Raw genomic sequence first — 12,739 nt, forward strand, 5'->3', positions numbered from 1 at the left:
AACGACATGCTCTTGCAGGAGCGAGCTTGCTCGCGAACAAAGCACATTCGGCTGACAACTCGGCTGCAGGCTCTGCCCAACACTCCCCTCCACCGCCTGCGGGGGAGGGTTAGGGACGGGGAACGGAATCGGCCCCAACACCGGGTATGGCCGAACCCCGCCGCCCTCTCCCCTGCCCTCTCCCTGAAGGGAGAGGGGGTTGTCTGGAGCGAGAGGGGAAATCGGCGGAAGCCGATTGCCCCAGTTCGGTTACATATGCGCTTCAGCGAACTCCGCCAGCACCGAGCGCGGCACCCCTTGCAGGGTCACGTGCACGCCGTGCGGGAAGTCCTTGAAGCGTTCGGTCAGGTAGGTCAGGCCGGAGCTGGTGGCCGACAGGTAGGGGGTGTCGATCTGCGCCAGGTTGCCCAGGCAGATCACCTTCGAACCGTTGCCCGCGCGGGTGATGATGGTCTTCATCTGGTGCGGGGTGAGGTTCTGGCACTCGTCGATCAGGATCAGGCTCTGCTGGAAACTGCGACCGCGGATGTAGTTCAGCGACTTGAACTGCAGCGGCACCTTGCTGAGGATGTAGTCGACGCTGCCATGGGTGCACTCATCATCCGAATGCAGCGCTTCGAGGTTGTCGGTGATCGCGCCGAGCCAGGGCTCCATCTTCTCGGCCTCGGTGCCGGGCAGGAAGCCGATATCCTCGTCCAGGCCCTGCACGCTGCGCGTCGCGATGATGCGCTTGTAGCGCTTGGTGACCATGGTCTGCTCGATGGCGGCGGCCAGCGCCAGGATGGTCTTGCCCGAACCGGCGGCACCGGACAGGTTGACCAGGTGGATGTCCGGGTCCAGCAGCGCGTACAGCGCCAGCGACTGGTACACATCGCGCGGACGCAGGCCCCAGGCCTCCTGGTGCAGCAGCGGTTCCTGGTGCAGGTCGAGAATGGTCAGCTCGTCCTGGTCGATGCCCTTGATCCAGCCGACGAAGCCTTGCTCATCGACGATGAATTCGTTGATGTGCACGGCTGGCAGGTTGTCGGTGAGTTGCACGCGGTGCCAGGTGCGCCCGCGGTCCTGGCGAGTCTCCACCTTGCTGACGCGATCCCAGAACGACCCGCTGAGCGAGTGGTAGCCACGCGACAGCAGGTTGATGTCATCGACCAGTTGGTCGGTGTGGTAATCCTCCGCGAATACCCCACAGGCACGCGCCTTCAGGCGCATGTTGATGTCTTTTGTCACCAGCACCACACGCTTGCTGCTATGGCGACTCTTCAGCTCCACCAGCTGGTTGATGATCTTGTTGTCGTTGAGGTGTTCGGGCAGCCAGGTGATCGGCTCCGCGCGCTTGCTCATGAGGATCGACAGACTGCCGCAGGGGCCGCTCTTGCCGCGCTGGATGGGCACGCCATCCTCTACTTGCTCCGGCGAGGCCTCGCCCAGCACCGAATCGATCAGACGGATCGCCTGACGGCATTCCGCGGCCACGGTATGTTTTCCGGTCTTGAGCTTGTCCAGTTCCTCCAGCACCGTCATCGGGATCGCGACGTGGTGCTCCTGGAAGTTCAGCAGGGCGTTGGGATCGTGGATCAGGACGTTGGTGTCGAGGACGTACAGGGTGGGCTGGGTGGGGCGGGAGCGTCCGTGGTCATCCATACGCGGGTCACCTCTTGTGGGGGCGTTCGACGGAATGCCGTAACAGCGCTCCGCCGTGCGGTGAGCCACCGGCTCTCGAGATGTGGGCTCGAGAGCACTGCAAGAAGGGGACGGGCCGGGCCGGGGCCGCCACCTGTCTGCAGGGTTCGGCGGTCTACGTCTCCAGAAATACAGGAAAAAACATGACGATAAAAAGTCTTTTTCCTTCCTAAGAAGGTTTTTTTCGTCGTACGACGAAATACCTTGGCGGGCGCTTCGGACAGCGCTAGTTTTAGGGGTCCCACCTACCGCTGCAGCATCTCCTTTTTTCCGCGGATCAGCCCCTCAGCCCACCGAAGAAGGCCTGTGCGTTGCGCTCCAGCGTCGCCAGGTGATAACCGCCTTCCTGCACGATGACCTGCGGTAATCCCAGGGCTGCCACCTCGCGCCCGAGCCGGGCGAAGCCTTCGGTCGTCACCGCCACCTTGGACTGCGGGTCCTCCTTATAGATGTCGAAACCCAGGGACAACACCAGCGCCTGTGCGCCGAACTCACGCACAGCCCGCAGCGCCTTGCCGACCTGGACGAAAAAGTCCTGCTCGCTGGCGCCATGGGCCATCGGAAGGTTGAGATTGAACCCTTCGCCGCTGCCTTCGCCGCGCTCGTCGTCGAAGCCGGCAACCACGGGGTAGAAGTTGGTCGGATCGCCGTGTACCGAGACATAGAGAACATCGTCGCGGCCGTAGAAGATTTCCTGGATGCCCTGGCCGTGGTGCATATCGGTATCAAGGATGGCGACCTTGCCGAAACGCGCGCGTAGCTCGGAGGCGGCGATAGCGGCGTTGTTCAGGTAGCAGAAGCCGCCGGCGCCCTCCTCCCGCGCATGGTGTCCCGGAGGGCGGCACAGGGCATAGGCCGCCGGGGCGCCATCACGCACCGTCCGAGCTGCCGCCACCGCGCTCTGCGCCGACCAGTAGGCCGCGCGCCAGGTGTGCTCGCCCACCGGGCAACTGCCGTCGGCGAGGTAACGCGCCGCCTGGGCGAGTATTCCACGCAGCGGATTACCCTCGCGGATGAACACGTTGGACATCACCTCGTCGCCCCAGTCCTCCGGCACCTCGTGCCAGCGCTCGTAGGCGTGTTCGAGAAACTCCAGGTACGCCGCGCTGTGTGCGCCCAACAGCGGCTCGCGACCAGAATCCTGCGGTGCGGCGAGCGGAAAGCCCAGCGCGCGCACGGCGGCCAGCAGGTGCTCGGCGCGCTGCGGCACCTCCTGTGGGGTGCGCATCTGGCCGCGGGAGAAATAGCTGCGCGGGATGTGAAGCAACTGGTCGGGATGGAAGAAGGTCTGCATCGGTGTCTCCTTCAGTCGATCCGGCCGGCACGGGCCAGCACGGCGTTGAGCAGTACGTCGGCGCCCTGGGTCGCCTGTTCGGGAATCACGTCCTCGGCCTCGTTGTGGCTCAGGCCGCCGACGCAGGGGATGAACACCATGGCGGTCGGGCACATACGCGCCAGGTGGATGGCGTCGTGACCGGCGCCGCTGACGATATCCTGGTGCGAGTAGCCCAGCGCCCGCACGGCCTCGCGCACATGCCCCACGCAGTCGGCGTCGAAGGGTGTGGCCGGGCTGATCCAGTGCAGGCCGATCTCCAGCGCCAGTCCGCGGCGCACGGCGATGGCGTGAAGCAACGCGCGAACCTCCTGCTCCATGGCGGCGATCACGTCGTCACGGTGGTGGCGCAGGTCGATGGTGAAGTCCAGCAGACCGGCAATGGTGTTGCGCGAGGACTTGGCAATTTCCAGCTGGCCGACGGTCACCAGCCCGTGGGGCGCAAAGCGCTGGGCCAACGCCTCGAGCGCCTGGATCATCTCGGCAGCGCCGAACAGAGCATCCTGGCGCAGCGGCATCGGCGTGGTGCCGGCGTGGGCGGCCTGGCCGCTGACGCGAACGTCCAGCCAGCGAATCGACTGGCCGCCGGTGACCACGCCGACGTCGACGCCATTGTCCTCGAGGATCGGCCCCTGCTCGATGTGCGCCTCAAAATAAGAATCCAGGCGCCGGCCCAGCGGCAGGTCGCCCTGCCAGCCAAGCTTCTGCAGCGCTTCGCCGACGCTCACGTCCTCGGCATCCCGAGAGGCCAGCGCGGCATCCAGCGACATGGCGCCGGTAAAGGTGGCCGAGCCGAGCATGGCCGGGGTAAAGCGCGCGCCTTCTTCGTTGGTCCAGACCGCGACTTCCAGCGGACGGCGACTACGAATACCGCGGTCGTTCAGGCTGCGCAGCACCTCAAGTCCGGCCAGCACACCGTAGACGCCGTCGAAGCGACCGCCCTCGGGCTGGGTATCAAGGTGGCTGCCCATCACCACCGGCTCGAGGCTGTCGTCTTCACCCGTGCGGCGGGCGAACAGGTTGCCCACTGGGTCGCGGCGCAGGCTCAGGCCGGCATCGCGGCACCAGCCTTCGAACAGCTCACGGCCGTCCCGATCCTCTTCGCTCAGCGCCAGCCGCCGCGAGCCGCCACGCGCGGTGGCGCCGACCTTGGCCATGTCCATCAGGCTTGCCCACAGGCGGGCTCCATCGATCTTCAGCATTGCAGTCTCCTGGAAATCACGCCGCGGCAGACGCTGTGCGCACGCGCAAACGACGGTCGAGACCGACGATGCACAACAGCGAAAGGCCGGCCAGCAGCGAATAGAAGAGCGCCAGCGGCAGCCACTGGCCCTCGAAACGGTGCGCCAGCCAAGTGCCGATCAGCGGAGTCAGGCCGCCGGCGATGGCGCCGCAGACCTGGTAGGCGATGGAAATTGCCGAGTAGCGCACCCGGGTGTCGAACACCTCGCTGACGTAGCCGGCAATCACTGAATAGAAGCTGGACATGCAGACCACGGCCGTGGCGATGCCGAGCACAATGGCTAGCGTGTGGCCCTGGCTGACCAGCACGAACATCGGGTAGGGAGATGCCACCGCCAGCAGCGCCGCCAGCTTGAGGAAGCGCGCCGAGCCGATGGACTCGGCCAGGCGTGCTGCCAATGGCTGCACGCAGAACTGGATGAGTGCCACGTAGAACAGGCAATCGAGGATCAGCTTGCGGTCGATGGCCAGGTTCTGGGTGGTGTAGGAGATCATGAAGGTATTGGTGAAATAGACCCCGGCGATGCCGATGGTGTTGGCGCCGATGCACAACAGCAACGGCCGCCAGGCCGTACGCACGACTTCCAGCGCCGGCAGCTTGTGCTGTCGGGCCTGCTCCTTCACCCGCGCGAATTCCGGGGACTCGTTGACGCCCAGACGAATCGCCAGGCCGACCACCAGCATCAGCGCGCTGGCGAGGAACGGCAGACGCCAGCCCCAGTCGAGGAACGCTGCGTTGTCCATGCTGGTCACCGCCTTGAACGCCAGCAACGAAAGGATCAGCCCGGCAGGGCTGCCCAGTTGCGCGAACGAGGCGAAGAAGGTGCGTCGGCCACTGGGCGCGTGTTCGCCGGCCATCAGCACCGCGCCGCCCCACTCGCCGCCAACGGCGATGCCCTGGACAATGCGCAGCAGCACCAGCAACGCCGGGGCGAGCAGGCCGATCTGTCCATAGGTCGGCAACAGGCCGATGCAGACGGTGGCGACGCCCATCATCACCAGGGTGACCAGGAGTGCCTTCTTGCGGCCGATGCGGTCGCCCAGATGGCCGAAAATCAGGCCGCCCAGCGGTCGGGCGAAGAAGCCCACGGCAAAGGTCCCGAAGGCCGCCATGGTGCTGAGGAACTGGCTGTCGGAGGGAAAGAACAGCGTGCCGAACACCAGGGCGGCGGCGGTGGCGTAGATATAGAAGTCGTACCACTCGATCATGGTACCGATGAAAGCGGCCGTGGCGGCGCGGACCGGCTGCGGTGCGGGCTGGGACATCTCAGGCTCCCGGATCTTGTCGATTGTTTTGGGCAGCGTATGCAAGGTCTCGGCGCTCTCCGGCGCCTGAGGACGTTATCGCCCCCGGCCGGATAATCAGTCAATTTTCTAATCGTTATTCAAAGAATAATTACAGCTTATAATCGAGGAATTCCCCCGCTGGAGCCCTGCGATGGAGCTTGGCCGCTTTCTCAATGACCGCCTGGACTGGAACCTGCTGCGCACCTGGCTGGTGATCGGCCAGGAACGCAGCATCAGCCGCGCCGCCGCACGCCTGCACCTGACGCAGCCGGCGGTCAGCCAGGCCTTGCGCCGGCTGGAGGAACAACTGGGAGCAGACCTGGTGCAGCGGCGTGGACCACGCTTCGAGATCACCGCCTTGGGCGAGGAAATCCTGCGCATCGCCGGCGACGTCAACGGTAATGTCTCGCGCCTGGCCGCCGCCCTGGAGCAACCTGCCGACCAGGTGGTCGGCAAGGTTCGTCTGCTCAGCATCAGCCGCATCCAGTCGGATTTCTACGACGACTTCCTCACCGACTTCCACCGCGCGCACCCCGGCGTGGAACTGGATGTAGAGGTCATGCGCAGCGCCGACGTGCTCAGCTCCCTGCAACAGAAGACCGCCACCCTTGGCCTGGCCTTGTGCCGACAGCCCTCGCCACGCCTGGAGCAGCGCGCCTTCCTGCGCCAGCGCTATGTGTTCCTCTGCGGCCGCCACCACAGGCTCTATGGCCGTCGCGAGCTGCGCCTGGCCGACCTTCAGGGCGAGGACTACGTCACCTTCACCAGCGACCAGATCGGCGAAGTGCTCTCGCCGCTGACCATCTTCCGTGACCAACAAGGCTTCACCGGCAAGCTGGTGGCCTCCTCCCCCAGTCTTGAGGAAGTCCGCCGCCTGGTCTGCTGTGGCTTCGGCATCGGCTGCCTGCCGCGCCACATAGTCGCTGACGACGTGGCCCAGGGGCGCCTGTGGGCGCTGCCGCCCGAGGAAGGCGTGGCCGATGTGGATATCCATCTGCTGTGGAACCGCGAACAGAAACACACGCAGGCCGAGCGCTGTTTCCTCGGCGAGTTGCTCAAGCGCATGGAACAGGTCCCGGTGGAGCAGCGACTCCTATCGTCCCCATAGGTGGAGCCGGCGGCCGCGAATCCCTACAATCGCTGCTCGCTTGTAGGAGACCGCACGATGCTGATGGTGATTTCCCCCGCCAAGACCCTGGACTACGACACCGCGCCGGTGACGCAGCGCTACACCCTGCCCGAGCACCTGGACGACGCCCAGGAGCTCATCGGCATCCTGCGGGAACTGACCCCGGCGCAGATCGCCGAACTGATGCACCTGTCGGACAAGCTGGCCGGCCTGAACGCCGCGCGCTTCGGCAGCTGGCACCCACAGTTCACCCAGGCCAACGCCAAGCAGGCACTGCTGGCCTTCAAGGGTGACGTCTATACCGGGATGCAGGCCGAGGACTTCAGCGAGGGCGACTTCGATTTCGCTCAGCGCCACCTGCGCATGCTCTCCGGCCTCTACGGCGTGCTGCGCCCACTGGACCTGATGCAACCCTATCGCCTGGAAATGGGCACCAAGCTGGCCAACGCCCGCGGCAAGGACCTTTATGCCTTCTGGGGCGAACGCATCAGCGGCTGGCTGAACGAATCCCTGGCCGAGCAGGGCGACGACGTGCTGCTGAACCTGGCCTCCAACGAGTACTTCGGCGCTGTAAAGCGCAAGGCCCTGAACGCACGGGTGATCGACACCGAGTTCAAGGACCTGAAGAACGGCCAGTACAAGATCATCAGCTTCTACGCCAAGAAGGCCCGCGGGATGATGGCGCGCTACGTGATCAAGGAACGCCTGACCAACCCCGAAGGCCTGAAGGACTTCAACTACGCGGGCTACGCCTACAGTTCCGAGCACTCCAAGCCCGATCAGCTGGTGTTCCTGCGCGACCACAGCGAAGACTGATCTTCCCCCCCTGCTGCACCAAACGGGAGCCTTTCCAGTCGTGAAAGGCTCCCGTTTTCGTTTCGCCCCCCTCCTTCCTTCGCAGCCGCCTGCTTTATGCAGGAGCGAGCTGGCTCGCGAATCTCCTTCGATCGATGAAGCGAATGCGGTTCGCGAGCCAGCTCGCTCCTACAAGAAAGGCGCGGTGGGGGCGGTTGATGCCAACTGGCCTGTAAGCCATCGGCCATGGAACTGACCGATCATGGGTGGCGGTTCTGTACGTTTAATGCCCAAAACACCCCCTGAAGACCACACACCTGAAATGGTCAAATTGACCGTTCGTCTGCTTCAGGATTAATCGTGAGAAATTTTTTCGACCGTCCGAACCGGTCGGAAGGATGGAAATCGTCCTGATTCGCTCCCTGCGTTGTAATCCATTGGCCATTAACAGCCTTTGGCCATGACATGCATTTCACGATTGCACTTTGCAAGAGATGAAGCTGAACGGCAGCTGAACGAATGTCTTAACGACGATACACGGTCGTTTTTAACGAAAAATTCAATGGAACTTTCCCAGGCATTGCACTTTGCACTGACGAACACGACATGCGTTTTGCCATTAGCGCAGCATCAAGTGATGTCAATTGGATATTTCAAATGATTTCAGAGACGGGATGGGCGGAAGGAACTAACCGCATTTGAGATAAATCCTATTTGCGCAACATCCATCGATGACGACGCAAAAGTGCCCCGATGGAAATTGGAGTTTTAGTTCCAAGGTTATTTCGATCAGCTCTTTCCGATTCCGACCTTGGACCATAACTCAATGAAATAAATGAACTTTTCAGATGACGAGGCAATCATCTAACCAAACTGGAGCACGCCAGGCAGAGACTGCACCAACTTTGCAATCTGCCTGAAACATAACAGGGCAAACATCCAAAGTTTGCGCCAAGACTGTGCTCGAAAGTTTAGCACTCGATTCCCATGCCTGCCTGAAAGGAAGTACGGAAGAAACTTTTAATGGTTCTTCCGGGGGTTCTTGCACCCTTTGAAAATCGCCCTACCGGGCAACTTTAAACAGTTCGACCATTGAAGAGGTGAATGCGATGCGTATCAGCATCTTTGGTCTTGGGTATGTTGGCGCAGTATGTGCCGGCTGCCTGTCCGCGCGAGGCCATGAAGTCGTTGGGGTGGATGTTTCCACCACCAAGATCGATCTGATCAACAACGGGAAGTCGCCCATCGTCGAGCCGGGTCTGGAGCCACTGCTGCAACAGGGCATCCGCACCGGTCGCCTGTCGGGCACCACCGACTTCAAGAAGGCCGTACTGGACACCGACGTGTCGTTCATCTGCGTCGGCACCCCGAGCAAGAAGAACGGCGACCTGGACCTGGGCTACATCGAGTCCGTGTGCCGTGAGATCGGCTACGCCATCCGCGAGAAGAAAGAGCGCCACACCGTGGTCGTGCGCAGCACCGTGCTGCCGGGCACCGTGAACAACGTGGTGATTCCGATCATCGAGGACTGCTCGGGCAAGAAGGCCGGCGACGACTTCGGCGTGGGCACCAACCCGGAGTTCCTGCGCGAGTCCACCGCGATCAAGGACTACGACTTCCCGCCGATGACCGTCATCGGTGAGCTGGACGCCCAGACCGGCGACCTGCTGGAAGAAATCTACCGCGAGCTGGACGCGCCGATCATCCGCAAGACCATCGAGGTCGCCGAGATGATCAAGTACACCTGCAACGTCTGGCACGCCGCCAAGGTCACCTTCGCCAACGAAATCGGCAACATCGCCAAGGCCGTCGGCGTCGATGGCCGCGAGGTGATGGACGTGATCTGCCAGGATCGCAAGCTGAACCTCTCGCGCTACTACATGAAGCCCGGCTTCGCCTTCGGCGGTTCTTGCCTGCCCAAGGACGTACGCGCCCTCACCTACCGCGCCAGCCAGCTGGACATCGAACACCCGATGCTCGGCTCGATCATGCGCAGCAACCAGCACCAGGTGCAGAAGGCCTTCGACATCATCGCCGCCCACGGCAGCCGCAAGGTCGGCCTGCTCGGCCTGTCATTCAAGTCCGGCACCGACGACCTGCGCGAAAGCCCGCTGGTGGAACTGGCCGAGATGCTCATCGGCAAGGGCTACGAGCTGCAGATCTTCGACCGCAACGTCGAGTACGCCCGCGTCCATGGCGCGAACAAGGAGTACATCGAATCGAAGATCCCGCACGTCTCCTCGCTGCTGGTCTCGGACCTGGACGCCGTCGTGAAGTCCTCGGACGTACTGGTGCTGGGCAACGGTGACGAGCTGTTCGTCGATGTCGTGAAGCAGGCGCCCGAAGGCACGAAGGTCGTCGACCTGATCGGCTTCATGCCCAGCGTCACGGACGACCGCGCCGAAGGCATCTGCTGGTAAGCGCCACCTGCTCTTCGTAGGAGCGAGCTTGCTCGCGAATGAACTTTCCGACGGCACAAGTGTGCCAGGCGGGTTCGCGAGCAAGCTCGCTCCTACAAGAGCCACCCGCCCACCAAGCGACAGACGGATTTCGACGATGGAAACCTACAAACGAGTGATCGGTGAAGCCACGGGCTGGCTGGTCTTCCTCAGCCTGCTGATGCTGCTGGCGTTATTGGTGCCGCCAACCGTATTCGACGCCGAATCCAAGGACTTCCTGTTGCTGATCGGCGCAGTCGGTATCTGGCGCTATTCCATGGGCGGCCTGCACTTCCTGCGCGGCATGCTGTTCCTCTACGTGGTCTACCCGCACTACCGCCGCAAGATGCGCAAGCTCGGCGACGCGGCCGCCCCGTCCCATGTGTACCTGATGGTCACCAGTTTCCGTATCGACGCGCTGACCACCTCCATGGTCTATCGCTCGGTCATCGAAGAAGCCATCGGCTGCGGCTACCCCACCACCGTGGTGTGCTCCATCGTCGAGATGTCCGACGAGGTACTGATCAAGCAGCAGTGGCAGAAGCTCAACCCGCCGGAGCATGTCGAACTCGACTTCGTGCGCATCCCTGGCACCGGCAAGCGCGACGGCCTGGCCCACGGTTTCCGCGCCATCTCCCGCCACCTGCCCGACGAAGATGCAGTGGTCGCAGTGATCGATGGCGACACCGTGCTCGAACCCGGCGTGGTGAGAAAGACCGTGCCCTGGTTCAAGCTCTTCCCCAACGTCGGCGGCCTGACCACCAACGAATTCTGCGAAGTGCAGGGCAGCTACGTGATGAGCGAGTGGCACAAGCTGCGCTTCGCCCAGCGCCACATCAACATGTGCTCCATGGCCCTGTCCAAGCGCGTGCTGACCATGACCGGGCGCATGTCGGTGTTCCGCGCCGCCGTGGTCACCGACCCGGACTTCATCACCGACGTGGAAAGCGACCACCTGGACCACTGGCGCCTGGGCCGTTTCCAGTTCCTCACCGGTGACGACAAGTCCAGCTGGTACAGCCTGATGCGCCTGGGCTACGACACCTTCTACGTGCCGGACGCGGCGATCAACACGGTCGAGCACCCGCCGGAGAAGAGCTTCATCAAGGCCAGCCGCAAGCTGATGTTCCGCTGGTACGGCAACAACCTGCGGCAGAACTCCCGCGCCCTGGCCCTGGGCCCGCAACGCCTGGGCTGGTTCACCAGCGTGGTGCTGTTCGACCAGCGCCTGTCGATGTGGACCTGCCTGCTCGGCCTGGTCGCCGCGATCATCGCCAGCATCAAGTACAGCATCGCGTTCCTGCTCATCTACCTGCTGTGGATCGGCATCACCCGCTTCGTGCTGACCCTGCTGCTTTCGCTGTCGGGCCACCACATCGGGCCGGCCTATCCCGCGATTCTCTATTACAACCAGATCGTCGGTGCCCTGGTGAAGATCTACGTGTTCTTCCGCCTCGACCAGCAGTCGTGGACCCGCCAGAACACCAAGCTCGACCGCGGCCTGGCCAGCTTCCAGCAGTGGTTCAACACCTGGTCCTCGCGCGCCATGACCTTTTCCGCGGCCAGCGTTTTCGTCGCCGTACTGCTGACCATCGTCTGACTCTTTTTGGCAAAGCCCTCCCCAATTAGCTACGAACAGGACTCGACCTCATGAATACCGCCGTCAACGTCAATGTCGTGCATGAATCCGAAGCCCAGCGCCAGCACGCACGGGTCAAGCTGCCCGCCCGTATCCGCTACATCGGATCCCACCGCGAGGGCGTCGACGCCCGCCTGCTGGACCTGTCCGCCGGTGGCTTCGCGTTCACTTCCGCGAACAACACGCCGGTGCAGGTCGGCGACCTGCACAAGGGCAAGCTGCTGTTCCAGATCGACAGCATCAGCTTCTCCCTGGAAGTGGAATTCCAGGTGCGCTCCTACGACCGCGAAACCAGCCGCGTCGGTTGCGAATTCCAGCACCTGAAGCCGCGCGAGATCGCCGCCCTGCGCTACCTGATCACCTCCTACCTGGCCGGTGAAGTGGTGAGCGTGGGCGACATGCTCAACACCCTGCAGCGCGAGAACTTCACCAAGGCCCGCAAGCACGGCGCAGGCTCCGGCGGCATGGGCTTCTTCGGCCGCTTCCGCGCGGTCACCGTGAGCACCGCGATCTTCGTGGTCGGTGTCGGCGCCTTCGCGGTGATCCTCAACCAGATCTACAACCTGTACTTCGTCACCCATGCCGACTCGGGCGTGGTCAGCGTGGCCAACCAGCAGATCACCATGCCCCGCGAAGGCACCGTGGAAAGCCTGGTGGAGCCCGGCGCCGAAGTTGCCAAGGGCGCGCCGATCGCCTCCTTCTCCGCCAACCTGCTGGACCTGCTCAAGGGCAACCTGACCGAAGAGCAGCTCAACCCGAGCAACATCGAGAAGCTCTTCGGCCACCAGATGAAGGGCACCCTGACCAGCCCGTGCGATTGCCGCGTGGTCGAGCAGCGCGTCGCCAACGGCCAGTTCGCCAACAAGGGCGACGTGATCTTCACCCTGACCCCGCGCGACAGCCTGGCCACCGTCGAAGCCCGTTTCCCCTACCGCAACGCCGCCGAGCTTTCGCCCGGCACCCACGTGAACTTCCAGGTCGCCGGCGACAGCGAAGTCCGCGGCGGCCGCATCCTGCGCACCGCGCCGGTGGACGGCGACCTGTCCTCGGAAATCCGCGTGCAGATTACCCCCGACCAGCCGCTCGACAGCCAGATGGCTGGCCGCCCGACTGAAGTCAGCATCGGCGGCCTGCCGGGCCGCACCCTGCTGAACAAGGCGATGGCCCTGGCCACCGCCCGCTAAGAGGACGCCTGC

At 63.4% G+C, this 12,739-nt stretch carries 9 protein-coding genes; 5 read left to right on the top strand and 4 right to left on the bottom strand.

Features of this window, described 5'->3' with window-relative positions:
- Positions 1-249 precede the first annotated feature (249 nt).
- The 4 genes from ACNFH5_RS05350 to ACNFH5_RS05365 form a co-directional block, all read right to left on the bottom strand.
- Positions 250-1,641 carry a PhoH family protein gene (locus ACNFH5_RS05350; RefSeq protein ID WP_024765838.1) on the bottom strand — a complete coding sequence of 464 codons (1,392 nt, stop codon included), beginning with the start codon at positions 1,639-1,641 and terminating at the stop codon, positions 250-252.
- Between the two features lie 316 nt (positions 1,642-1,957).
- Positions 1,958-2,974 (bottom strand): histone deacetylase family protein, encoded by a 1,017-nt coding sequence (locus ACNFH5_RS05355; protein ID WP_416744659.1) that lies wholly within the window; start codon positions 2,972-2,974, stop codon positions 1,958-1,960.
- 11 nt (positions 2,975-2,985) lie between these two features.
- Positions 2,986-4,215 (bottom strand): Zn-dependent hydrolase, encoded by a 1,230-nt coding sequence (locus tag ACNFH5_RS05360; protein WP_416744660.1) that lies wholly within the window; start codon positions 4,213-4,215, stop codon positions 2,986-2,988.
- 16 nt (positions 4,216-4,231) lie between these two features.
- On the bottom strand, positions 4,232-5,521 hold the full coding sequence (locus tag ACNFH5_RS05365; RefSeq protein ID WP_416744661.1) for an MFS transporter: 1,290 nt from the start codon (positions 5,519-5,521) through the stop codon (positions 4,232-4,234).
- A gap of 172 nt (positions 5,522-5,693) precedes the next feature.
- Between ACNFH5_RS05365 and ACNFH5_RS05370 the strand changes: the two genes are divergently transcribed.
- From ACNFH5_RS05370 to ACNFH5_RS05390, 5 genes are all read left to right on the top strand, one after another.
- Positions 5,694-6,650, top strand: coding sequence for a LysR family transcriptional regulator (locus ACNFH5_RS05370; RefSeq protein ID WP_416744662.1), 957 nt, complete (start codon positions 5,694-5,696; stop codon positions 6,648-6,650).
- A 57-nt stretch (positions 6,651-6,707) separates the two neighbouring features.
- Positions 6,708-7,487: a peroxide stress protein YaaA gene (gene yaaA, locus ACNFH5_RS05375; protein WP_416744663.1), complete on the top strand. Its 780-nt coding sequence runs from the start codon at positions 6,708-6,710 to the stop codon at positions 7,485-7,487.
- A 1,088-nt stretch (positions 7,488-8,575) separates the two neighbouring features.
- Positions 8,576-9,886, top strand: coding sequence for a GDP-mannose 6-dehydrogenase (gene algD / locus ACNFH5_RS05380; RefSeq protein WP_416744664.1), 1,311 nt, complete (start codon positions 8,576-8,578; stop codon positions 9,884-9,886).
- Positions 9,887-10,022: 136 nt separating this feature from the next.
- Positions 10,023-11,504 carry a mannuronan synthase gene (gene alg8, locus ACNFH5_RS05385; RefSeq protein WP_416744665.1) on the top strand — a complete coding sequence of 494 codons (1,482 nt, stop codon included), beginning with the start codon at positions 10,023-10,025 and terminating at the stop codon, positions 11,502-11,504.
- Positions 11,505-11,554: 50 nt separating this feature from the next.
- A complete protein-coding gene (locus tag ACNFH5_RS05390) occupies positions 11,555-12,727 on the top strand; it encodes an alginate biosynthesis protein Alg44 (RefSeq protein ID WP_416744666.1) in 1,173 nt (390 codons plus the stop codon).
- The last annotated feature ends 12 nt before the right edge of the window (positions 12,728-12,739 follow it).

This window comes from Pseudomonas sp. NY15435, from assembly GCF_048068295.1.
Classification (GTDB): Bacteria; Pseudomonadota; Gammaproteobacteria; order Pseudomonadales; family Pseudomonadaceae; genus Pseudomonas.

Excerpts from the sequence above, each read along its gene's own strand:
- ACNFH5_RS05350 (WP_024765838.1), bottom strand. The coding sequence starts at position 1,641 with ATGGATGACCACGGACGCTCCCGCCCCACCCAGCCCACCCTGTACGTC.
- ACNFH5_RS05355 (WP_416744659.1), bottom strand. The coding sequence starts at position 2,974 with ATGCAGACCTTCTTCCATCCCGACCAGTTGCTTCACATCCCGCGCAGC.
- ACNFH5_RS05360 (WP_416744660.1), bottom strand. The coding sequence starts at position 4,215 with ATGCTGAAGATCGATGGAGCCCGCCTGTGGGCAAGCCTGATGGACATG.
- ACNFH5_RS05365 (WP_416744661.1), bottom strand. The coding sequence starts at position 5,521 with ATGTCCCAGCCCGCACCGCAGCCGGTCCGCGCCGCCACGGCCGCTTTC.
- ACNFH5_RS05370 (WP_416744662.1), top strand. The coding sequence starts at position 5,694 with ATGGAGCTTGGCCGCTTTCTCAATGACCGCCTGGACTGGAACCTGCTG.
- yaaA (WP_416744663.1), top strand. The coding sequence starts at position 6,708 with ATGCTGATGGTGATTTCCCCCGCCAAGACCCTGGACTACGACACCGCG.
- algD (WP_416744664.1), top strand. The coding sequence starts at position 8,576 with ATGCGTATCAGCATCTTTGGTCTTGGGTATGTTGGCGCAGTATGTGCC.
- alg8 (WP_416744665.1), top strand. The coding sequence starts at position 10,023 with ATGGAAACCTACAAACGAGTGATCGGTGAAGCCACGGGCTGGCTGGTC.
- ACNFH5_RS05390 (WP_416744666.1), top strand. The coding sequence starts at position 11,555 with ATGAATACCGCCGTCAACGTCAATGTCGTGCATGAATCCGAAGCCCAG.